This is a genomic window from Gemmatirosa kalamazoonensis (assembly GCF_000522985.1).
In the GTDB taxonomy this organism is placed as follows: Bacteria; Gemmatimonadota; Gemmatimonadetes; order Gemmatimonadales; family Gemmatimonadaceae; genus Gemmatirosa; species Gemmatirosa kalamazoonensis.
The window spans coordinates 411687-435257 of sequence record NZ_CP007128.1 but is presented as its reverse complement, the minus strand read 5'-3'; the positions used below and the strand labels follow the sequence as shown (position 1 = coordinate 435257).

Here is a 23571-nt window from a genome sequence, read left to right as displayed (position 1 = left end):
CACCGGTCGTTCACCTTGCAAGACTATGTGAGCGGCGATACGTTGCCCGCGAACCACGATTGGAGGCGCGGGTGGCACGCGACCAGGGAGCGCTGCTCCAGGGCACGCTCGGACTGCTGATCCTGAAGGCGCTCGTCGTGCAGGAGCTGCACGGCTACGGCATCGCGCGGTGGGTGCAGGACGTCACCGGCGACGTGCTGCAGATCGAGGAGGGCTCGCTGTATCCCGCGCTGCGGCGCCTGGAGGACCGCGGGCTCATCTCGTCGCGCTGGGCGATCACCGAGAACAATCGGCGCGCGCGCTGGTACGCGCTCACCCGCGCCGGCCGCGCGCACCTGCGCGAGGACGCGTCGACGTGGCTGCAGTTCTCGCGCGCGGTGACGCAGGTGCTGCGCGCCGAGCCGTCGGTGCTCTGACGCCGATGCGCTTGCGCCGAGTGCTCCGCTTCTGGGGCCCCGACGTCGAGGCCGACGTGGACGACGAGCTGCGCTTCCACCTCGAGTCGTGCGCCGCCGACCTCGTGGCGCGCGGCCACCCGCCGGACGAGGCGCGCCGCCTGGCCCGCGCGCGCTTCGGCGACGTCGACCGCGTGCGCGACTGGCTCCGCACGCACGACCACGACCTGCAACGCCGAGCGAGGAGAGCCGAGTCGATGGAGACGCTCCTGCAGGACCTGCGCTACGCCGCGCGCAAGCTGTGGCAGCAGCCGGCGTTCACCGGCGCGGTGACGCTCGTGCTCGCGTTGGGCATCGGCGCCGCCGCCGCGATGTTCAGCGCGGTCGACGCCGCGCTCCTGCGGCCGCTGCCGTTCCTGCGCGACGACCGGCTCGTGATGGTCGACGACGTCGACATCCCCGTGCGCGAGTTCGCGCGCCCGGCGGGCGTCCCGAAAGCGGCGCCCGACATCGCCGACGTGCGCGCGCTGCGCGGCGTGTTCGCGGCGGTCGCGGCGTACGCGCCGGGTGGGCTCAATCTCACCGGCGGCGACGAGCCCGCGCGCGTGCGCGTCACGCTCGCGACGCGCGACTTCTTCGCGACGATCGGCCGAGCGCCGGCGCGCGGGCGCGGCTTCACCGTCGAGGAGGCGACGCCCGACGGACCGCGCGCGGCGGTGCTGTCCGACGCGCTGTGGCGGCGGCAGTTCGGCGGCGACCCCGCGGTGATCGGCCGCGAGGTGCGGCTGAACGACGTGCCGCACCGCGTCGTCGGCGTCATGCCGCCCGGAGTCGCGTTCCCCGAGCAGACGGAGATCTACCTCCCGCTCACCGAGCCGATGTCGCTCGCGCGGTGGGAGCCGTTCCGCCAGTTCATGCCGACGCGCGTGATCGCGCGCCTCGCGCCCGGCGTGACCGCGCACGCGGCGGGGGAGCGGATGCTCGCGCTCGTGCGTGCGTATCGCCACGCCGGCGGCCCGGGCATGCCGCGCCTCGCCGCCGACTCGCTCGCGCGGCCGCTGCGCGAGGCGCTCGTGGGCCGGCGGCGTACTGCGCTGCTCGTGCTGTTCGCGGCGACAGCGATGGTGCTGCTCGTCGCGTGCGCGAACGCGGCGAACCTGCTGCTGTCGCGCGCCGCCGCGCGCCGCGCGGAGATGACGCTGCGCGCGACGTTGGGCGCCACGCGCGGGCGGCTCGTGCGCCAGCTCCTCGTCGAGTCGACGCTGCTCGCGCTCGCCGGCGCGGCCCTCGGCGTCGCCTTCGCGTTCGCGGGGCTCGGTGCGTTAGGCAGCCTGATGCCGTCGGCGCTCGCCGGCACGGCGCCGCCGCGCGTCGACCTCCGCGTGCTCGGCTTCTCGCTCGGCGTCGCGCTGCTCACGGGGCTCGGCTTCGGGCTGTGGCCGGCGATCGGCGCGTCGCGCGCGGACGCGGCGGAGACGGTGAAGGCCGGCGCGCCGGGCGGCACCGCGCCGCGCGAGGGTGCGCGGCTGCGGCAGGCGTTCGTCGTCGCCGAGCTCGCGCTCGCCCTCATGCTCGCCGTGGGCGCGGGTCTCATGCTGCGCAGCTTCGACGCGCTGCTGGCGACCGACATCGGCGTGCGCGCGGAGCACGCGGCGACGCTCGAGCTGTCGCTCCCGAACGCGCGCTACCGGCAGCCCGCCGCGAGCCGACGCTTCCTTGCCGACGTGCTCGCGCGACTCGCGGCGATGCCCGACGTGCAGGCGGCGGCGTTCGTGAACAACCTGCCGCTCAGCCCCAACCGCGGCATCGGGATCAACGTCACGGCGGTCGGCCGACCGCAGCCGGCGGGCGAGATGGTGTTCGCGTCGCAGAACATCGTGAGCCCCGACTACTTCCGCGCCGCCGGCATCCCGCTGCTGCGCGGCCGCACGCTCGCCGCGGGACTCGACTCCACGCGCCGCGCGGAGCTCGTCGTGAGCGATCGGATGGAGAAGGTCTACTGGCCGGGCGAGGACGCGCTCGGCAAGCTCGTCGCGTTCGGGCGCGACACGCTCGTCGTCGTCGGCGTCGTGGGCGACGTGCGCGCCGGATCGGTGGAGGATGCACCGCCGCCGCAGATGTACCTGTCGATCGATCGCTCGCCGCCGCAGAACGTCGCGCTCGTCGCGCGCGGCCCGGCGTCGGCGGACGTGCTCGCGCGCCGGCTGCGCGACGCGGTGCGCGCGGCGGATCCCGCGCAGGCGGTGTTCAACGTGCGGCCGATGTCCGACGTGGTCGCCGCCGCCGTGGCGCCGCGTCGCACGAACACGCTGCTCATCACGTTGTTCGGCGTCGTCGCGCTCGGGCTCGCGGCGGTCGGCGTGTACGGCGTGATCGCGTACGCGGTGGCGCGTCGCACGCGCGAGATCGGCATCCGCATGGCGCTCGGCGCGCAGCGCGACGACGTGCTGCGGCTCATGGTCGCCGAAGCGATCCCGCTCGCCGGCGTGGGCGTGGCGATCGGGCTCGCCGGCGCGTGGGCGCTGCGCACGGTGATCGCGAGCCTGCTCTACGGCGTGACGCCGGCCGATCCGGCGACGTTCGTCGGCGCGGCGGCGCTGCTGCTCGCCATCGCCGCCGTCGCGACGCTGGTGCCGGCGCACCGCGCGACGCTCGTCGATCCGGCGAGGACGATAAAGGCAGACTGATGATTCGGCGCTGGTGAGGCGGCGCTGATGCTGCGGCTCTGATGCGGCGGCGCTGATACCACGCGTCACCAGCGCCGCCGTTCCAGAACCGACAGTCCTAGCGCCGCCGTTTCAGCGCCGCCGCATCAGCACCTGCTGGTACGCCGTCTGCCTCCCGCCGGGCCATGGCGAACAAGACGGTGGCGGACCACATGGTGGAGCGGCTGCGCGCGTGGGGCGTGCGCCGCATCTTCGGCTACTCCGGCGACGCGATCAACGGCGTCATCGGTGCGCTGCATCGCGTGGGAGCGGGCGAGCCCGGCGCGCCGCTCGAGTTCGTGCAGGTCGCGCACGAGGAGCTCGCGTCGCTCATGGCGACCGCGCACGCGAAGTTCACGAATGAGGTCGGCGTCTGTCTGTGCACCGGCGGGCCGGCGGCGATCCACCTGCTGAACGGGCTCTACGACGCGAAGCTCGACCACGTGCCGGTGGTCGCGATCGTCGGTCAGCAGGCGATGACGGGGCTCGGCGGCGGCGAGCAGCAGGAGACGAACCTGCACACGCTGCTGCAGGACGTCGCGAGCGCGTACGTCGAGGTGCTCGCGACGCCGGAGCAGCTGCGGCACGTCGTCGACCGCGCGTTCCGCATCGCGGCCGGCGAGCGCGCCGTGACGGCGATCATCGTGCCGCACGACGTGCAGAAGAAGCCCGCCGTCGAGGTGCCGCCGCACGAGCACGGGCAGCAACACTCGGCGCCCGGCTGGCTGCCGCCGCGGCTCGTGCCGCGCGACGAGGACCTGCGCCGCGCCGCCGACGTGCTGAACGCGGGACGGAAGATCGCGATGCTGATCGGCGCCGGCGCGCGCGGCGCGGGCGACGAGGTGCTCGCCGTCGCCGAGCGATTGGGCGCCGGCGTCGCGAAGGCGCTGCTCGGCAAGGACGCGGTGCCCGACGACCTGCCGAACGTGACCGGCTCGGTGGGCTTTCTCGGCACCGCGGCGAGCAACCGCATGATGCGCGAGTGCGACACGCTGCTCATGGTCGGCACGTCGTTCCCGTACACGGAGTTCCTGCCGGAGGAGGGGCAGGCGCGCGGGGTGCAGATCGACGTCGCGCCGCGCAACCTCGCGCTGCGCTATCCGGTGGAGGTGCCGCTCGCCGGTGACGCGGCGGAGACGCTGCGCGCACTGCTGCCGCTGCTGCGGCCTAACGACGGTTGGCGCGCACAGGTGGAGGCGTGGACGCGCGACGCATGGGACGCCGCGGACCGGCACGCGATGACCGAGGCCGCGCCGGTGAACCCGCAGCGGCTCGCGCTGGAGCTGATGCAACGCCTCCCCGACGGCTGCATCCTCACCGCCGACTCGGGGTCGTCGACGATGTGGGCCGCGCGGCACGTGCGGCTGCGGCGCGGCATGCAGTTCTCCGTCTCGGGCGGCCTCGCGACGATGGGATGCGCGATCCCGTACGCGACCGCCGCCAAGCTCGCGCACCCCGACCGCGCCGTGATCGCGCTCGTCGGCGACGGCGCGATGCAGATGAGCGGCCTGAGCGCGCTCGTCGACGTCGCGAAGCACTGGCGGCGCTGGGCGGACCCACGTCTCGTGGTGTGCGTCTTCAACAACCGCGACCTGAACTTCGTGACGTGGGAGCAGCGGCTCATGGAGGGCGAGCCGAAGTTCCCCGCGTCGCAGGACCTGCCCGACGTGCCCTACGCCGATTACGCGAAGCTGTTAGGCCTCGGCGGCGTGCGCGTGGAGCGGCCGGAGGACGTGGGCGCGGCGTGGGGCCGGGCGCTCGCCGCCGACCGCCCGTTCGTCATCGACGCCGTGGTGAGCGCCGACGTGCCGACGTTCCCGCCGACGCTGAAGCCGGAGCAGGAGGACACGCTGGCGAAGGCGCTCGCCGAGGATCCGGACGCCGCCGCGGTGCTCGAGCAGATGCAGCGCCAGGAGATCGCACAGAGAGCGTAGAGCGTGGAGCGTAGAGCGTGGAGCGTAGAGCGTGGAGCGTGGAGGAGATAGTTCGCTCCACGCTCCACGCTCCACGCTATCTCGACGAGGTGCGAGGCGTCCCGCGCGGGAGGGGCTCGGGTAGATCGGCGATCACGTACGCATACGCAGCGATCACGCCGACGAGCTTCGCCATGTCGGCCGGATCGAGCTTGTCGGGCGTGTCGGCGTTCGTGTGATGGAACCAGAAGTACTTCGAGCCGTCGACCTCGGGCTCGCCCACCGGCACGCCGAGCTGCGCGAGCGGACCGACGTCGGTGCCGCCGCCGCCTAACGTCAGCGCCGCGGCGTTCATGCGGCCGAGCAGCGCGCCGACCTGGCGCAGGATCGCGACGGCGGAGTCGCTCGCCGTGACGCCCATGCCCAACGGCCGGAACGCGCCGTTGTCGGACTCCATCGCGAACACGTGCTTCGCCGCCTCGGCCGCGTGCGCCTTCGCGTAGCCCTGGCCGCCGCGCGCGCCGTTCTCCTCGTTCGTCCAGCCGACGACGCGGATCGTGCGGCGCGGCGTGAGCCCGAGTCGCTTCAGGAGCTTCACCGCCTCCCACGAGACCGCGACGCCGCCCGCGTCGTCCATCGCGCCCTGGCCGACGTCCCACGAGTCCATGTGCCCGCTCACGATCACGATCTCGTCGGGCTTCTCGCGGCCGACCAGCTCACCGACGACGTTCTTCGACGGCACGTCGGGGAGCACGTGCGCGCCGAGCTTCAGCGTGACCGTGATCGGCTGGCCGCGCTGCTGCATGCGGTGCATGAGCATCGCGTCCTCCACGGTCACCGCGGCGGCGGGAATGCGCGCGACGGTGCTGTCGTAGCGCAGGCCGCCCGTGTGCGGCGTGTTCATGGAGTACGACGCCACGGAGCGCAGCAGCATGGCGACCGCGCCGAGCTTCGCGGCGCGCGACGCGCCGAGCGCGCGGTACATCACCGTCTCGCCGTAGCTCACGAACGGCGCGTCGATGAGCACGATCTTCCCCTTCACGTCCGCCGCGCGGCGCTGCAGCTCGTCGAAGTCGGAGACGACGACGACCGGCGCGGTGATGCCGTTAGGCGGCGTCCCGACGGTGCCGCCGAGGCCGAGGATGGTGAGGCTCTTGCGGCGCGTCGGCGTCACGAGCTCCGCCGACTCGGCGCCGCGCACCCAGTGCGGCACCATCACCGGCTCGCCGCGCACGTTCTGCAGCCCGTCGTCCTTCATGCGCGCGAGGACCCAGTCGAGCGCCTTCTCCAGCGCGTCGGAGCCGGCGAGCCGTGGGCCGAACGTGTCGGTGAGCTCCGCCATGCGCTTCCACGCCGTGCTGTCCTTCACCGCCGCGTCGACGATGCGGTCGACCGTGGCCTGGTACGCGGCGATCGTCGGGCCCGGCGTGACCGGGGGCAGGGCGCCGGCGACCGTGTCGCTGCCGACGTGCAGCTGCGCGGCGCGCGCCGGCGCGTTAGGCGTCTGCGCGGCGAGGGTCGATGCGGCGAGCGTCGTCAGCGCCGCGATGGAAAGAGATCGAGTCATGTCGAAAGATAGTCGCGCCGCGGGACGGGCCACTGGCAGAATCACGCGGAGAACTGCTTTGGCCGTATGAGTTGACCGCAGAGGACGCGGAGGGCCGCAGAGGACTGCCTCTTCCTGCCCTTCTTGAATTGAACCACGGAGGACACGGAGGACACGGAGGAGAACCACTTCAATTGGTTTCCTTCGTGTCCTCCGTGTCCTCCGTGGTTGAAAAAAGCAGTGACGTTCTCTGCGGCCCTCCGCGTCCTCTGCGGTTCGATCACACAGTAGAAGCCTACGCCACCTGCGGCGCCGCGAAGACGGGCGCCGTCACGAGCGCGGTCGCGCCACGGAGGCGCGGCGAGACGCCGGCCGCCTCGGGGATGATCGGCGTCGCGCTCGCGGCGAGCGTCAGCGCGCGCTTCGCGACCTCGGCGTGCACGATCGGCGCGATGCGGTCCCACGCGGCGGTGAGCTCGCCGCCGACGATGATCTGGGCGGGGTTCAGCGCGTTGATCACCGTCGCGAGGCCGACGCCGAGGAAGTGCGCCGTCTCGTCGAGCGCGGCGCCAGCGCGCGCCTCGCCGGCGCGGGCGCGGGCGAGGACGTCGTTCACCGTGAGGCCGCTCGACCGCAGGAGGTCGCGCGTCTGCGCCGGCGAGAGGTCGCGGCCGAGGTAGCGCTTCAGCGTCGCGAGGTTCGAGGTGTACGCCTCGAGACAGCCCTGCGAGCCGCAGAGGCAGGTCGGGCCGTCGAGCGCGATCGGGATGTGGCCGAACTCGCCCGCCGTGTTGCCCTGGCCGCGGACCACCTGGCCGTTCACCACCACGCCGACGCCGACGCCGTCGGAGACGGTGACGTACGCGAAGTCGCTCGTCGGCTCGACGCCGTGCTGGCCGAGCCACATGTGGGCGAGCGCGCAGGCGATCGGCGCGTTCTCGATGAACACCGGCAGCCCCGTGCCGGCGGCGATCGCGTCGCGCACGTCGACGTCGCGCCAGCCGAGCTGCGGGGAGTTCAGGACGCGCCCCGTGCGCTGGTCCACCATGCCCGGCACGACGAGGCCGATCCCCTCGCAGCGGCCGACCGCGCCGTGCTCGCGCAGCAGCCGGCGGATGCGCGTGACGAGCGCCTCGACGAGCGCCGTCGGCTCGACGAGCGTGTCGAACGACTCGGTGGCGACGGGCGTGCCGCCGAAGTCGCCGAGCATGAGGTAGGTGCGCGAGAAGCGGACGTCGACGCCGACGACGAGGCGGTCGCGGGTGCGGACGTAGAGCATCTTCGGCTTGCGGCCGCGCGGGGCGTCGACGGTGGCGCCCTCGTAGATCGACTCCTCGTCGAGCAGCTCGTCGACGAGCGCGGTGACCATGCCGCGGCCGATCGCCATGCGGCGGGCGAGGTCGGCGCGCGAGATCGGCTGGTGCTCCCGGACGAGGTTCAGCAGGATCTGCCGATTGATCTCGCGCGGGGTGGAGCGGGTGGCGCGGACGAAGCGACGGGTGTCGATCTTACGCATGGCGTGTCCGGGCTGCCGAATTGGAGGTACGCCCCCGATGTTGCGGTGTATTGCGGCGGGGGGCGTTCCGTCATAGACTGACGTGCCCTTTTGTTCCGACCAGGAACAATATTGGGCGGCCGCATCGATTCGTCCAGCGCCAGTCGGTCACCGGTCGCTCCCGCTCGAAGATCCGCCGCTCCGCCGCGCGGCGCCGTTCGCGCCCTGCCGCGCCGCTGTCGTCCCTCCGCGGTCCCGGTGCGCGGGGCTCCCCAGGAGATTGTTCGTTGTCCGAGCAAAACGTCGTCGACAGCGCCCGGCCGGCCGCCGCCGGTCGCACCAACGGCACCAACGGCAGCAGCGTCGCCCGCGGCCCCGTCGCGTCGCCGCTCGTGCTCCACCCGGACCGCTTCTTCGATCCGGATCCCGCCATTCGCCGCGTGGCGCGCGCGCTGTACGAGGAGACGCGCACGCTCCCGCTGATCTGCCCGCACGGCCACGTCGATCCGGCGATCCTCGCCACGAACGACGCGTTCCCGGAGCCGACCGCGCTGCTCGTCATCCCCGACCACTACATCTTCCGGATGCTCTACTCCCAGGGCGTCCCGATGGAGGCGCTCGGCATCCCGACGCGCGACGGGACGGTCGAGGAGCGCAGCCCGCGCATGATCTGGCGGGTGTTCGCGAGCCACTACTACCTGTTCCGCGGCACCCCCACGGGGATCTGGATCGACGCCGAGCTGCACGACGTGTTCGGCGTGAAGGTGAAGCTCACCGGCGAGACCGCCGACCGGGTGTACGACGAAATCGCCGAGAAGCTCGCGAGCCCCGAGTTCCGACCCCGCGCGCTGTTCGAGCGATTCGACATCGAGGTGCTCGCGACGACCGACGCGGCGAGCGACCTGCTGCCGCATCACCAGGCGATCCGGGCGAGCGACTGGGCCTACGGCGCGCGTCGCGTGGTCCCCACGTTCCGTCCCGACGCGGTGCTGCGGATCGCGCGCCCGTCGTGGCCGCACGAGCTGGCGGCGCTGGAGCGGGCGCACGGCGCGCCGATCACGTCGTTCGAGGCGTTCCTGGCCGCGCTCGCCGAACGCCGGCGCTACTTCCAGGCGCTCGGCGCGACCGCCACCGACCACGCGGTGCTCGAGCCGTGGACCGCGCGCCAGACGCCGGAGACGATGGAGGCGCTCTTCCAGCAGGCCCGCCGCGGCGAGGCGACGGCGGCCGACCAGCGCACGTTCGAGGCGCACCTCTTGATCGAGCTGGCCCGGCTCTCGACCGAGGACGGGCTCGTGATGCAGCTCCATCCGGGCAGCTGGCGCGACCACAACGCGCCGATCGCCGCGCGCTACGGCCCGGACAAGGGCGCCGACATCCCGGTGGCCACCGAGTACACGCGCAACCTCCAGGCGCTCCTGGCCGCGCACGGCAACGATCCGCGGCTGACGCTGATCCTGTTCACGCTCGACGAGACGACCTACGCGCGGGAGCTGGCGCCGCTGGCGGGGCACTATCCGGCGCTGAAGCTCGGGCCGGCGTGGTGGTTCCACGACAGCCTGGAGGGGATGCGGCGCTACCGGGAGCAGGTGACGGAGACGGCGGGGGTCTACAACACGGTGGGGTTCAACGACGACACGCGGGCGTTCTGCTCGATCCCGGCGCGGCACGATCTGGCGCGGCGCGTGGACGCGAACTGGCTCGCCGGGCTCGTCGCGCGCCACCAGCTCGACCTCGCCGACGCCCGCGAGCTCGCCCGCGCCCTCGCTTACGACCTGGCCCGCACGACCTATAAGTTCGACCGGACGTAACAAGCGCCGCCCGCCTCCGCACGGAGCCTCGCCATGCCTCACCGTCTGCCACGCCGCGCCGCCTTGGGCGCGCTCGTCGCCGCGCTGCCGGCGGCCACGGTCGTGTGGACCGGCACGCCGATGCCGGGCGTGGCGGCGATGCCGGGGCTGGAGGCCGTGGTGTTCGCGGACTCGGCCATGCTCACGAACCCCACGGACCTCGACGTCGACGCGCGCGGGCGCGTGTGGGTGCTGGAGGGGTTCAACTACCGCACGGCGATGCACCCCGAGAACCCGGTGCGGCCGGAGGGCGACCGCATCCTGATTCTCGAGGACACGACCGGCGACGGCCGCGCCGACAAGGAGACGGTGTTCTACCAGGGGCGCGACGTCGACGCGGCGCTCGGGATCGCCGTGTTGGGCGGCAAGGTCATCGTGTCGGCGTACGAGCACGTGTTCGTCTTCACCGACGCCGACGGCGACGACCGGCCGGAGAAGAAGGAGGTGCTGTACACGCTGTCGCCCGAAGAGAGCGACCACGGCGTGCACGCGTTCACGTACGGTCCCGACGGGCGGCTCTACTTCAACGTCGGGAACGCGAGCAAGGTCCTCAAGGATCCGCGGGGCAACGTGATCGTCGACCGCGCGGGGAACCGCGTGACGAGCGAGGGAACGCCGTACCGTCAGGGGATGGTGCTCCGCGCGGAGCCGGATGGGAGCGGCGTCGAGGTGCTCGCCCACAACTTCCGCAACCCGTACGAGGTGGCGGTCGACGCGTACGGCACGCTGTGGCAGAGCGACAACGACGACGACGGCAACCGCGCCGTGCGCATCAACTACGTGATGGAGCACGGCAACTTCGGCTTCACCGACGAGATGACCGGCGCGGGGTGGTCGGCGCACCGCACGAACGTCGAGCCGGAGATCCCGAAGCGGCACTGGCACCAGAACGACCCCGGCGTGGTGCCTAACCTCCTCTACACGGGGGCGGGCGCGCCGTCGGGGATCATGGTGTACGAGGGCGCGCTGCTGCCGGCGCCGCTGCGCGGGGCGATGATCCACGCCGACGCGGGCGCCAGCGTGGTGCGCGCGTACCCGGTGCGCCGCGACGGCGCGGGCTACGCCGCGCGCTCGGTCGACGTGCTGAAGTCGACCACCGACGCGATGTTCCGCCCCGTGGACGTGGCCGCGGCCCCCGACGGCTCGCTGTTCGTCGCCGACTGGTACGACCCGGGGGTGGGCGGCCACGACGTGGGCGACCTCTCGCACGGGCGCGTCATCCGCCTCGCGCCGCGCGGGGCGCGCTACCGCGTGACGCCGCCCGACCTGTCGACCGCCGCCGGCGCGGTCGCCGCGCTCGCGAGCCCGAACCACGCCGCGCGGCAGCTCGCGCACGCGAAGCTCGCGTCGTTAGGCGCCGCGGCCGAGCCGCAACTCGCGGGCGTGTGGCGCACGGCGCCCGACCCGCGGCGGCGCGCCCGCGCGCTGTGGCTGCTCGCCGCGCTCCCCGGCGACGCCGGCGCGAGGTGGATCGGCGCTGCGCTCGCCGATACGAACCCCGACCTCCGCATCACCGCGCTGCGCGCCGCGCGCCGCTACGACCGCGACCCGCTCGCCGTCGCGGCGAAGCTGGTGCGCGACCCGTCGCCGCAGGTGCGGCGCGAGGTGGCGCTCGCGCTGCGCGGCGAGCGGAGCGTGGAGGCCGAGCGGTTGTGGGTCGCGCTCGCGCTCCAGCACGACGGACGCGATCGCTGGTACCTGGAAGCGTTAGGCATCGGCGCCGACGAGCAGTGGGACCGGTTCTTCCCGGCGTGGCGGCACGCCGCTGGGGACGGGTGGAACACGCCCGCGGGCCGCGACGTCGTCTGGCGCGCGCGCACCGACTCGGCGCTGCCGCTGCTCGCCGCGCTGATCCGCGACCCGCGCACGCCGGCGGCGGAGCGGCTCCGCTACTTCCGCGCGTTCGACTTCCAGCGCCGCAGCGACGCCCGCCAGCGTACGCTGCTCTCGCTGCTCGACGGCGCCGACGGGACGACCACGACGCTGGTGCTCGCGGCGCTCGACACCGGCGGCGTGGCGGCCGACGCGCGGCTGCGCGCGGCGCTCGACCGCGCGCTCGACGCCACGCGCGGCACGCAGGAGTACGTGGAGCTGGTGCGCAAGTACGACGTGCGCGACCCCGCGCGCGCGGACGAGCTGCTGCAGCTCGCGCTCGCGACGCCGGAGAGCAGCGAGGGGGTGGAGGCGGCGCGTGTCGTGCTGCGCCGCAGCGGCGTCGCGCCGTTCCGCGCGCTCGTCGAGGGCGACGACCCCGATCGCGCGGTGGCCGCGCTCACGGTGGTGGGGCGCGCGGGCGGAAGCGCGGCCGACGCGTACGTGGAGGAGGTCGCGCTCGACCGCGCGCGTCCGCTCGCGCTGCGCCTCGCGGCGGCGCGGATGTGGGCGCCCGGGTGGGGCGGCTCGGTGCGCCTGCTGAAGGTGGCGCAGGAGGGGAAGCTGCCCGACGACATGAAGGCCACCGTCGCCGACCTGCTGCGCACGTCGTGGCGTCCGCAGGTCCGCGACGCGGCGATCAAGCTCTTCGGCGCGCCCGCGCTGACGACCGCCGACGGCCGCACGCTGCCGCCGCTCGAGGCGCTCGCCGTGCGCACCGGCGACGCGGCGCGCGGACGCGTCGCGTTCCAGCGCACGTGCGCGACGTGCCACAGCACGACGCGCGGCGCGGCGCCGGTGTTCGGCCCCGGACTCTCCGCGATCGGCGGCAAGCTCGCGAAGCCCGCGCTGTACACGGCGGTCCTGCACCCCAGCTCGGGGATCGCGTTCGGCTACGAGGGCACCGTGCTGCGGCTGCGCGATGGATCGCAGGCGGTCGGCATCGTGGCGAGCGAGACGGCCGACGAGATCGCGCTGCGCGTCGGGCCGGGCATCACCACGAAGTACAGGAAGTCCGAGATCGCGTCGCGCGAGACCCTCGACCGCTCGCTGATGCCCGAGGGGCTCGCGCGGTCGCTCACCGAGCAGCAGCTCGTCGACGTGGTCGAGTATCTGGCATCACTCGGGAGCGGACATGACTGAACCGGTGACCATCGGCGTGAGCGAGCGTGTGCTCGACCGCGCGCAGCAGCAGGGGGTCGGGCGTCCGACGGAGCTTCCGCCGGGCGCGCCCGATGCGGTGCGCGTGCATCCGAGCGACGACGTCGCCGTGGCGGTGCGGCCGCTCGCCGCCGGCACGCGCGTCGACGTGCCCGGTGCGAGCGTGACGCTGGCGGAGGACGTGCCCGCCGGTCACAAGATCGCGCTGCGCGACATCGCCGCCGGCGAGGCGGTGGTGAAGTACGGCATGCCGATCGGCGCCGCGACCGCGCCGATCGCCGCCGGCGCGTGGATCCACTCGCACAACATGGCGACGCGCCTGTCGGGCGCGGAGACGTACGAATACCACGGGGCCACCGCGCCTAACGCGAGCGCCGGCACGATCCCGACGTTCGACGGCTACCGCCGCCCCGACGGCCGCGTGGGCACGCGCAACGAGGTGTGGATCATCAACACCGTCGGCTGCGTGAACACGGCCGCCGAGCGCATCGCGAAGCTGGCGAACGAGCGGTACGCGGGCGAGATCGACGGCGTGTTCTCGTTCTCGCACCCGTACGGCTGCTCGCAGCTCGGCGACGATCTGAAGAACACGCAGAAGGTGCTCGCCGGCCTCGCGCGGCACCCGAACGCCGGCGGCGTGCTGGTCCTCGGACTCGGCTGCGAGAACAACCAGATGGCGAGCTTCCTGGGTGTTGCCGAGGGCGTCGATCGTTCCCGCCTGCGCTTCTTCAACTCGCAGGACGTCGTCGACGAGCTGGAGACGGGCGTGGAGCTCATCGGCGAGCTGGTGGCGGAGATGAAGCACGACCGCCGCGAGCCGGTGCCGGTGTCGGAGCTCGTGATCGGCCACAAGTGCGGCGGGTCGGACGGCTTCAGCGGCATCACGGCGAACGCGCTGCTGGGCCGTCTCGCCGACCGCCTGACGGCGATGGGCGGCGGCGTGATCCTCACCGAGGTGCCGGAGATGTTCGGCGCCGAGCAGGTGCTGCTCGACCGCGCCGCGAGCCGCGAGGTGTTCGACGAGCTCGTGTCGATGGTGAACGACTTCAAGGAGTACTTCATCCGCCACGGCCAGCCCGTCTACGAGAACCCGTCGCCGGGGAACAAGGCGGGCGGCCTCACGACGCTGGAGGAGAAGTCGTTAGGCGCGATCCAGAAGGGCGGGCGCGCGACGGTGACGCGCATCCTGCGCTACGGCGAGCGGGCCGCGCCGGGCGGGCTCTCGCTGCTGGAGGCGCCGGGGAACGACGGCGTGTCGAGCACCGCGATGACGGCGAGCGGCGCGACGGTGCTGCTGTTCACGACGGGACGCGGCACGCCGTTGGGCTTCCCCGTGCCCACGGTGAAGGTCTCGTCCAACTCGCCGATCGCCGAGCGCAAGCCGCACTGGATCGACTTCAACGCCGGCCGCCTGCTGGACGGCACGGCGACGATGGACCAGCTCACCGACGAGCTGCTCGCGTTCGTGATCGACGTGGCGAGCGGCCGCGTGAAGGCGAACAACGAGAAGCACGGCTACCGCGAGATCGCGATCTGGAAGGAGGGAGTCACGCTGTGACCGACACGACCACGCTGCCGCGTCTCAATCGCTCGCTCGTCCCGGACGCGGACCGGCGGCTGCTGGAGCTTCCGGAGAAGGCGGTGCAGTTCGGCACCGGCGCGTTCCTCCGCGGCTTCATCGACTTCTTCGTCGACGCGGCGAACCGGCAGGGAACGTTCGACGGGCGCATCGTCGCCGTCGGATCCACGGGCAGCGGGCGCGACGAGATCCTCGAGGCGCAGGATGGCCTGTACACGCTCGTGTCGCAGGGCGTCGTGAACGGCGCCGTCGCCCAGGACACGCGCGTGGTGTCGAGCGTCAGCCGTGCCCTGTCGGCGAACGCGGAATGGGACGCGGTCCTCGCCGTCGCGCGGTCGCCGGAGCTGGCGCTCGTGTTCTCGAACACGACCGAGGTGGGGATCGTGCTCGACGAGAGCGACGCGTTCGAGATGTCGCCGCCGAAGTCGTTCCCCGCGAAGCTCGCGCGCTTCCTGTACGAGCGCGCCTCGGCGTTCGAGTACGACCCCGCGCGGTCGGTCGTGGTGGTGCCGTGCGAGCTGATCGAGGACAACGGGGCGAAGCTGAAGGCGATCGTGCGCGCGCACGCCGAGCGGTGGCGGCTGGACGCGCGGTTCCTGGCGTGGCTCGACGCGGTGCCGTTCTGCGACACGCTCGTCGACCGCATCGTGCCGGGCGCGCCGAAGGGCGCCGAGGCGGAGCGGCTGCGCGAGACGCTCGGCTACGACGACGGCCTGCTGACGACGTGCGAGCCGTACCGCCTGTTCGCGATTCGCGGCGACGCCGCGTTGAAGGCGCGGCTCGGCTTCGCCGACGCGGACCCGGGCATCGTCGTCACGGACGACATCACGCCGTATCGCGAGCTGAAGGTGCGGCTGCTGAACGGTACCCACACCGCGTTCGTGCCGGCGGCGCTGCTCGCCGGGTGCGAGACGGTGCGCGAGGCGGTGGAGCATCCGCTCGTCGGCCGGCTCGTGAAGCGGCTCATGTTCGACGAGATCGCGCCGACGGTGCCGGCGCCCGGGGCGGAGCAGTTCGCGCGCGACGTGCTCGATCGGTTCTCCAACCCGTTCATCCGCCACGCGCTGGTCGACATCACGCTGCAGGCGACGATGAAGACGCGCGTGCGGCTCGTGCCGACGATCGAGCGGTACGCGGCCGCGCACGGCGCGGCCCCACCGGCGCTCGCCTTCGGCATCGCCGCGTACCTGCTGCTCCAGCGCCCCGAGCACGACGCGCTGCGCAAGACGGACGACCAGGCGGGCCCGGTGCGCGCCGCGTGGGCCGGCCTCGCGCCCGCCGGTGCGATCCCCGACGACCGCCGCGACGAGATCGCCGCGGAGCTCGTGCGGTGCGTCCTCTCCGACGTGGCGCTGTGGTCGACGGATCTGACGGCGGTGCCCAGCTTCGGCGTGTCGGTGACGGCGTCGCTGTTAGGCATGCTGCGCGACGGCGTGCCGGCCGCGCTCGAGGCGCTGCTCGCGGCGCCGGCCCGACCGGAATGAATCATCTGCGGACGACCAACACGAGCAACGAGACACTCCGAACCATGGCCACGACGCTCGCATCGACCGACGCCACCGTGCTGGCGCGCCTGCGGCAGACGAAGATCGTTCCGGTGATCGTCATCAACGACGCTGAGGACGCCGTGCCGCTCGCGGCGGCGCTCACCGAGGGCGGCCTCGCGTGCGCGGAGGTGACGTTCCGCACGAAGGCCGCCGGCGAGGCGCTGCGGCGCATCTGCGCCGAGAACCCCGACATGCTCGCCGGCGCCGGCACCGTGCTCACGCCGCAGCAGGCCGCCGACGCGAAGGCGGCGGGGGCGCACTTCATCGTCGCGCCGGGGTTCAGCCCCGCGGTGGTGGACTACTGCCTCGAGCACGACATCCCGGTGTACCCCGGCGTCTGCACGCCGACGGACGTCGAGGCCGCGCTCGCGAAGGGGCTGAAGACGCTGAAGTTCTTCCCCGCGGAACCGGCCGGCGGCGTGAACTACCTGAAGGCCATCAGCGCGCCGTACAACATGGTGGAGTTCATGCCCACGGGTGGCATCAACGCCTCGAACATCGGCGCGTACCTGGCGATGAAGAACGTGGTCGCGTGCGGCGGCTCGTGGATGGCGCCGAACGATTGGATCGCCGCGAAGGCGTTCGACAGGATTCGCGAGGCGACGCGTCAGGCCGTCGAGGTGGTTCGATAGGCTGGAGGGTCGAGGCGAGGACTCGCTGGGGATCCAACGGCGATTGAAAGGATCCAGAGATCCAACCGATCGCACTTGGATCCCCAGAAGTAGTCGCCTCGCCCCGAGTCCCACATCGCAACGATCAATCTCTCTCGAGGAGCACGAATACAATGGCCCAACCCCAGCGGGTGGTCACGTTCGGCGAGGTGATGCTGCGACTGAAGTCGCCCGGGTTCGAGCGGCTGTTCCAGTCGCCGGTGCTGGAGGCGACGTTCGGCGGCGCGGAGGCGAACGTCGCCGTGTCGCTGTGCAACTACGGGCTGCAGGCGCGCTTCGCGACGGCCATCCCGTCGAACAACATCGGCGACGCGTGCGTGGGTGAGCTGCGCCGGTGGGGCGTCGACACGAGCGCGGTGAAGCGCCAGGGCGACCGCATGGGGATCTACTTCCTGGAGACCGGCGCGAACCAGCGCCCGTCGAAGGTGACGTACGACCGCGCGGGGTCGAGCATCGCGTCGGCGAAGAGCGGCGACTTCGACTGGGACGCGATCTTCGACGGCGCGAGCTGGTTCCACGTCAGCGGCGTGACGCCGGCGCTGTCGCAGAGCGCGGCCGACCTCTCCATCGAGGCGGCGAAGGCGGCGCAGGCGAAGGGCGTCACCGTGAGCTGCGACTACAACTACCGCAAGAACCTCTGGAAGTACGGCAAGAAGGCGCCGGAGGTGATGCGCGAGCTCGTGAAGCACGTCGACGTCGGCATCGCGAACGAGGAAGACTGCCAGATGTCGCTCGGCGTCAAGATGGACGACGTCGACGTGCACTCCGGGCAGCTCGACACGGAGAAGTACGAGGCGATGGCGAAGAAGGTCCTCGCCGAGTTCCCGAACCTGAAGAAGCAGGTCATCACGCTGCGCGAGAGCCACAGCGCGGACCGCAACGGCTGGTCGGCGTGCATGCACAACGGGACCGAGTTCCTGATGAGCAAGCACTACGACATCACCGACATCGTGGACCGCGTCGGTGGCGGCGACTCGTTCGCGGGCGGGATGATCTACGGGCTGCTCAGCTACCCGAACGACCAGCAGGCGCTGGAGTTCGCGACGGCGGCGAGCTGTCTCAAGCACTCGATCAACGGCGACTTCAACCGGGTGACGGTGCCGGAGGTGGAGGCGCTCATGAAGGGCGACGCGAGCGGCCGCGTCCAGCGGTAGGTTACGATCGGCTCCCCACTTCGAGGCAACGACATGGCGACACGCACCGCGCGCGAGGCGACGACGCCCGGCCAGGCCCCGCCGCCCGGCTTCCGCCCGGGCTCGGGGATGGCCGAGAAGATCGGCAGGTACCGCTGGACGATCTGCGCGCTGCTGTTCTTCGCGACGACGATCAACTACATCGACCGCCAGGTGCTCGGCATCCTGGCGCCGGTGCTGCAGCGCGAGCTGCACTGGTCGGAGACCGACTACAGCGCGGTCGTGTCGTGGTTCACGGCGGCCTACGCGCTCGGCTACCTGTTCGCGGGGCGGCTGCTCGACAAGGTGGGGACGCGCGCCGGCTACGCGATCGCGATCGTGATCTGGAGCGTCGCGGCGATGTCGCACTCGCTGGCGCGCAACGCGTTCCAGTTCAGCCTCGCGCGCTTCGGGCTCGGGCTCGGCGAGTCGGGCAACTTCCCGGCGTCGATCAAGACGGTGGCGGAGTGGTTCCCGGCACGCGAGCGCGCGCTGGCGACGGGGATCTTCAACGCGGGGACGAACGTCGGGGCCATCGTGGCGCCGATCATGGTGCCCATCATCGCGTCGGCCTTCGGCTGGCGGGCGGCGTTCATCTGGACGGGCCTCCTGAGCGCGACGTGGCTCGTGTTCTGGCTCGTGATCTACCGCCCGCCGCAGGAGCACCCGCGGCTCTCGGCCGGGGAGCGGGCGTACATCACGAGCGACCAGCCGCCGACCGGGGCGGTGAGGATGCGGTGGACGGAGCTGCTGAAGCACCGCCAGACGTGGGCGTTCGCGTTAGGCAAGGGGATGACCGACCCGATCTGGTGGTTCTATCTGTTCTGGCTCCCCAAGTTCCTCGACGCGCGGTTCGGGCTGAAGCTCTCGCAGCTCATCGCGCCGCTGGTGGTGATCTATCTCATCGCGGACTTCGGGTCGATCTTCGGCGGCTGGCTGTCGGGCGCGCTCATCAAGCGCGGATGGTCGGTGAACGCCGGACGGAAGACGACGATGCTCATCGCCGCGACGATCATCGTGCCGACGATGTTCGCGCCGCGCGTGGACGGGATGTGGACGGCGATCTGCATCGTCGGCATCGCCGCGGCGGCCCACCAGTGGTGGTCCGCGAACATCTTCACGCTGGCGAGCGACATGTTCCCGCGGCAGGCGGTGGGCTCGGTGGTCGGCATCGGGGGCTTCACGGGCGCGCTGACGGGCTTCGGGTTCCAGCGACTGACCGGCTGGATCCTGCAGAACAACGGCAGCAACTACACGCCGGTGTTCCTGATGTGCGGCTTCGCGTATCTGACGGCGCTGCTCGTCATCCATCTGCTCGTGCCGCGGCTGCAGCAGGCGCGGCTCGAGGCGGCGTGACGACGGTGCTCGGCTTCTGAACCGCAGAGGACGCAGAGAACGCAGGGGAGGGCAACGAGCCCCTCTGCGTGCTCTGCGTCCTCTGCGGTTCCATTTCAGGTTCATTTGCTCGCCTAACGATCAATGTCGCGCCGCTGGGTCGTGATCGGGCTCGCCGTACTCGCACCGGCGAGTAGCGCGCAGCCCGCGCATCCGCCGGGGTGGAACCCGACGGACTCGATCCGGCAGCTGCCGTCGTACCGGCCGGCGCACGACACCGTCACGCTCCTCACGCCCGCCCGCATCGCACGCTACGCGCGGCGCGACTCGGCGGCGTGGATGGCGTATCTCGCGCGCTCGCGCGCCGTGCACGCGCGCGACACGGCGTCCATGCAGGCGGAGCTCCGCCGCGTCGGACGCGACACGATGACGCGCGCGCCGTACACGCACGACTTCGACGTGAAGCCGTGGATGACGCCGGCGTGGTTCGCGACCGACAGCGCGCGCCGCATGGCGGACGTCATCCTCACCTACCAGGCCCCGAACGGCGGCTGGTCGAAGCACGTCGACTTCACGCAGCATCCGCGCGCGCCCGGCGAGAGCTACTTCGCGGAGACGAACACGTGGGGATGGATCTCCACGCTCGACAACAGCTCCACGACGGAGGAGCTGCACTTCCTCGCGCTCGCCGACCGTGCCCGCCCCGACGCCCGCTACCGCGCGGCGTTCCTGCGCGGGCTCGACTGGCTGCTCGACGCGCAGTACCCGAACGGCTGCTGGCCGCAGAACTATCCGCTCGAGGGGAGCTACCACGACGCCGCGACGTTCAACGACGGCGCGATCGTGAACGCGACGCGCCTGCTGCGCGAGACGGCCGAGGGACGCTATCCGTTCGTGCCGGCGGCGACGCGCGAGCGGGCGCGCACGGGCGCCGCGAACGGGCTCGCATGCATGCTGAACACGCAGGTGCGCGTCGGCGGCGCGCTCACGGTGTGGGGACAGCAGCACGACCCGCTCACGCTCGCCCCGACGAGTGCGCGCAGCTACGAGCTCACGTCGCTCACGGGCTCGGAGAGCGTGGCGATCGTGCGCTATCTCATGAGCGTGCCGTCGCCGAGCGCGCGCGTGGTCGCAGCGGTGCACGCGGCCGCCGACTGGTACCGGCGCACGGCACTGCGCGACTCCGTGTACGAGGGCTACGAGCTGCGCGCGCGTCCGGGAGCGGGTCCGCTCTGGGCGCGTCTCTACGAGATCGGCACGAACCGCCCGATCTTCAGCAACCGCGACGGCGTGCTGCTCTACGACTGGAACAAGCTCACCGATCGGCGGCGCGGATACGGCTGGTTCACGACGGAGCCCGCGACGATGCTGCAGGAGTACGACGCGTGGGCGAAGGCCCATCCCCGCTGAGGGAACTGCTTCGTCCGCAGATTCCGCAGATTCCGCAGAAGCTCCTGACTCATTCACCGCGAAGGAATCTGCGTAAGCTGCGTAAGCTGCGGCCAAAACGAACAGCACCATGACACATGCCTAACACCAATCCCTCCCGCCGCACGTTCGTGAAGACGCTCGCCGCCGGCGCGGGCGCGCTGGCGCTCGCTCCGTCGCTCGAGGCGTGCCGCACGCTCGGCGCGGGCGGCGCGTCGAAGACGGGGTGGGACCTGGTGCCCGACATCCTCGCGCGCATCAAGCCGCCGACGTTCCCGGCGCGGATGTTCGACGTCACGCAGTACGGCGCGAAGGGCGACGGCGCCACCGACTGCACCGCCGCGTTCCGCGCCGCGATCGACGCGTGCAACGGGGCGGGTGGCGGCCGGGTGATGGTGCCGGCGGGACGGTTCCTCACCGGGCCGATCCACCTGAAGAGCAACGTGGACCTGCACGTGACGAAGGACGCCACGGTACTGTTCACGACCGACACGAAGGCGTACCTGCCGCAGGTGCTCACGCGCTTCGAGAGCACGGAGCTCATGGGCTACTCGCCGTTCATCTACGCGCTCGACCAGCAGAACATCGCCGTCACCGGCGAGGGGACGCTCGACGGCCAGGCGGGCGAGGAGAACTGGTGGCGGTGGAAGGGCGGCGCGAACCGCAGCGGCCAGTCGCAGGTGCCGGCGCGCAACCGGCTCGTGGAGATGGCGGAGCGCGGCGTGCCCGTCGCGCAGCGCGTGTTCGGCGAGGGCGACTACCTGCGGCCGAACTTCATCCAGCCGTACCGGTGCCGCAACGTCCTCATCGAAGGCGTGACGATCGTGCGGTCGCCGATGTGGGAGATCAATCCCACGCTGTGCACGAACGTCACCGTGCGCGGCGTGAAGATCGCCTCGCACGGCCCGAACAACGACGGCTGCGATCCCGACTCGTGCCGCGACGTGCTGATCGAGAACTGCGAGTTCGACACCGGCGACGACTGCATCGCCATCAAGTCGGGGCGCAACGCCGACGGGCGCCGCCTGCACGTGCCCACGGAGTACGTGATCGTGCGCGGCTGCCGGATGAAGGACGGCCACGGCGGCGTGACGATCGGCTCCGAGATCTCCGGCCACGTGCGCTACGTGTTCGCGGAGAAGTGCACGATGGACAGCCCGAACCTCGACCGCGCGCTCCGCTTCAAGAACAACGCGATGCGCGGCGGGATCCTGGAGCACATCTACATGCGCGACGTCACCGTGGGACAGGTGGCCGACGCGGTGCTCTCGGTCGACCTGTACTACGAGGAGGGGCAGAACGGCCCCTACGAGCCCGTGGTGCGCGACGTCGAGATGCGGAACGTGACGAGCAGGAAGAGCAAGTACGGGCTCTACATGCGCGCCTATCCGCGCTCCGAGATCGCCGACGTCCGCATCCTCGACTGCCACTTCGACGGCGTGGAGAAGGGGAACGTCACCGACGGCGTGCGCGGACTCGCGCTGCAGAACGTGACGATGAACGGCCGCCCGATCACCGCCTGATGCCGACGCGTCGGGAGTTCCTCGCGGCGAGCGGTGCGACGCTCGTCGGACTCGCCCTGCCGCGGGGCGCGCTGCTCGGCGCGGCCCCGGAGGATCCGGCCGTCGCGGCGATCCTGCGGCGCATCGTGGCGCCGACGTTCCCGTCGCGCGCCTTCCGCGTCACCGATCACGGCGCCGTGGGGAACGGCGTCGCCGACTGCCGTCCCGCGTTCGCGCAGGCGATCGACGCGTGCAACCGCGCGGGCGGCGGACGCGTGATCGTGCCCGCGGGGCGCTGGGTGTCGAACGGGCCGATCCACCTCAAGAGCGCCGTCGAGCTGCACCTCGAGGCCGGCGCGACGATCCGCTTCAGCGCCGACCCCGCGCACTACCTGCCGATGGTGCTCACGCGGTGGGAGGGCACCGAGTGCTACAACTACTCGCCGCTCGTCTACGCGTACGAGGCGACGAACGTCGCGATCACCGGCCCGGGCACGCTCGACGGCAACGGCGCCGCGGGGTTCGCGGCGTGGCGCGCGAAGCAGGACGCGGACGTGAACCGGCTGCGGCAGATGGGGATCGACCAGGTGCCGGTGCACGAGCGCGTGTTCGGCCCCGGCCACGTGCTGCGCCCCGGCATGGTGCAGCTCTTCGGCTGCCGCAACGTGCTGCTCGACGGCTTCACGATCGTCGACGCGACGTTCTGGAGCGTGCATCCGCTGCTCTGCCAGAACGTGACGATGCGCGGCGTGACGGTGCGGAGCCGCAACCCGAACAACGACGGCATCGACCCGGAGTCGAGCGTCGACGTGCTCGTGGAGCGGTGCACGTTCGACACCGGTGACGACTGCATCGCGGTGAAGTCGGGGCGCGACCAGGACGGATGGCGCGTGGGGCAGGCGGCGGCGAACATCGTGCTCCGCGACTGCGACATGACGTCGCTGAAGGCCGCGCTGTGCATCGGCAGCGAGATGTCCGGCGGCGTGCGCGACGTGCACCTCTACGGCTGCCGGGTGAAGAGCTGCGCCACCGGCGCGTACTTCAAGACGAACCTCGACCGCGGCGGCTCGATCCGGCGCGTGCGCATCCACGACGTCACGATCGGCGAGGCGGAGAGCTTCATCAACTTCACGACGGCGTATCAGGGCTACCGCGGCGGCAAGTTCCCGCCCGACGTGCGCGACGTGTCGCTCGAGCGGGTGACGTGCGACCACGCGAAGACCGGCATCCGCGCCGTCGGCGTGCCCGACGCCCCGCTGCGCGACCTGCTGCTCCGCGACGTGACGCTCACGCGCGCCGACGTGCCGCACGAGGTGAAGTACGTAGAGAACCTCAAGCTCGAGCGCGTGCGGGTGAACGGGCAGCTGTTGAGTGGCCTTTCATGACTCCGCGTCTCCGCG

Annotated in this window: 15 protein-coding genes; 13 read left to right on the top strand and 2 right to left on the bottom strand. The window is 72.0% G+C overall.

Annotated elements, in window-relative coordinates:
- Positions 1–71 precede the first annotated feature (71 nt).
- The 3 genes from J421_RS01930 (at position 72) to J421_RS01920 (ending at position 5034) form a co-directional block, all read left to right on the top strand.
- Complete coding sequence (locus tag J421_RS01930; protein WP_025409475.1) at positions 72–416, top strand: PadR family transcriptional regulator; 345 nt, start codon at positions 72–74, stop codon at positions 414–416.
- 5 nt (positions 417–421) lie between these two features.
- Positions 422–3082 (top strand): ABC transporter permease, encoded by a 2661-nt coding sequence (locus tag J421_RS01925; RefSeq protein ID WP_104022136.1) that lies wholly within the window; start codon positions 422–424, stop codon positions 3080–3082.
- 164 nt (positions 3083–3246) lie between these two features.
- Positions 3247–5034, top strand: a complete 1788-nt coding sequence (locus tag J421_RS01920; RefSeq protein WP_025409473.1) for a thiamine pyrophosphate-requiring protein — start codon at positions 3247–3249, stop codon at positions 5032–5034.
- Between the two features lie 76 nt (positions 5035–5110).
- Here J421_RS01920 and J421_RS01915 read toward each other — a convergent pair whose 3' ends face one another.
- A complete protein-coding gene (locus J421_RS01915; RefSeq protein ID WP_025409472.1) occupies positions 5111–6580 on the bottom strand; it encodes a M28 family metallopeptidase in 1470 nt (489 codons plus the stop codon).
- A 274-nt stretch (positions 6581–6854) separates the two neighbouring features.
- Entirely contained in the window at positions 6855–8075 is a 1221-nt protein-coding gene (locus tag J421_RS01910) for an ROK family transcriptional regulator (RefSeq protein WP_025409471.1), read from the bottom strand.
- A gap of 371 nt (positions 8076–8446) precedes the next feature.
- On the opposite strand from J421_RS01910, the gene uxaC reads away from it, so the two are divergent.
- The 10 genes from uxaC to J421_RS01860 all read left to right on the top strand — a co-directional run bounded on the left by uxaC (position 8447) and on the right by J421_RS01860 (position 23556).
- Complete coding sequence (uxaC, locus tag J421_RS01905; RefSeq protein WP_025409470.1) at positions 8447–9865, top strand: glucuronate isomerase; 1419 nt, start codon at positions 8447–8449, stop codon at positions 9863–9865.
- A 33-nt stretch (positions 9866–9898) separates the two neighbouring features.
- Entirely contained in the window at positions 9899–12919 is a 3021-nt protein-coding gene (locus J421_RS01900) for a PVC-type heme-binding CxxCH protein (protein ID WP_104022135.1), read from the top strand.
- Complete coding sequence (locus J421_RS01895; protein WP_104022134.1) at positions 12912–14495, top strand: UxaA family hydrolase; 1584 nt, start codon at positions 12912–12914, stop codon at positions 14493–14495. The genes J421_RS01900 and J421_RS01895 overlap by 8 nt, the downstream gene beginning before the upstream one ends.
- A complete protein-coding gene (locus J421_RS01890; RefSeq protein ID WP_025409467.1) occupies positions 14492–16000 on the top strand; it encodes a tagaturonate reductase in 1509 nt (502 codons plus the stop codon). The genes J421_RS01895 and J421_RS01890 overlap by 4 nt, the downstream gene beginning before the upstream one ends.
- 44 nt (positions 16001–16044) lie before the next feature.
- On the top strand, positions 16045–16695 hold the full coding sequence (locus J421_RS01885; RefSeq protein WP_104022133.1) for a bifunctional 4-hydroxy-2-oxoglutarate aldolase/2-dehydro-3-deoxy-phosphogluconate aldolase: 651 nt from the start codon (positions 16045–16047) through the stop codon (positions 16693–16695).
- A gap of 152 nt (positions 16696–16847) precedes the next feature.
- Positions 16848–17888, top strand: coding sequence for a sugar kinase (locus J421_RS01880; RefSeq protein WP_104022132.1), 1041 nt, complete (start codon positions 16848–16850; stop codon positions 17886–17888).
- Between the two features lie 108 nt (positions 17889–17996).
- Positions 17997–19262, top strand: coding sequence for an MFS transporter (locus J421_RS01875; RefSeq protein WP_343123362.1), 1266 nt, complete (start codon positions 17997–17999; stop codon positions 19260–19262).
- A 123-nt stretch (positions 19263–19385) separates the two neighbouring features.
- Positions 19386–20651, top strand: a complete 1266-nt coding sequence (gene pelA / locus J421_RS01870; protein WP_025409464.1) for a pectate lyase — start codon at positions 19386–19388, stop codon at positions 20649–20651.
- A gap of 116 nt (positions 20652–20767) precedes the next feature.
- Positions 20768–22192 carry a glycoside hydrolase family 28 protein gene (locus J421_RS01865; protein WP_025409463.1) on the top strand — a complete coding sequence of 475 codons (1425 nt, stop codon included), beginning with the start codon at positions 20768–20770 and terminating at the stop codon, positions 22190–22192.
- Positions 22192–23556: a glycoside hydrolase family 28 protein gene (locus tag J421_RS01860; RefSeq protein WP_025409462.1), complete on the top strand. Its 1365-nt coding sequence runs from the start codon at positions 22192–22194 to the stop codon at positions 23554–23556. The genes J421_RS01865 and J421_RS01860 overlap by 1 nt, the downstream gene beginning before the upstream one ends.
- Positions 23557–23571 lie beyond the last annotated feature (15 nt).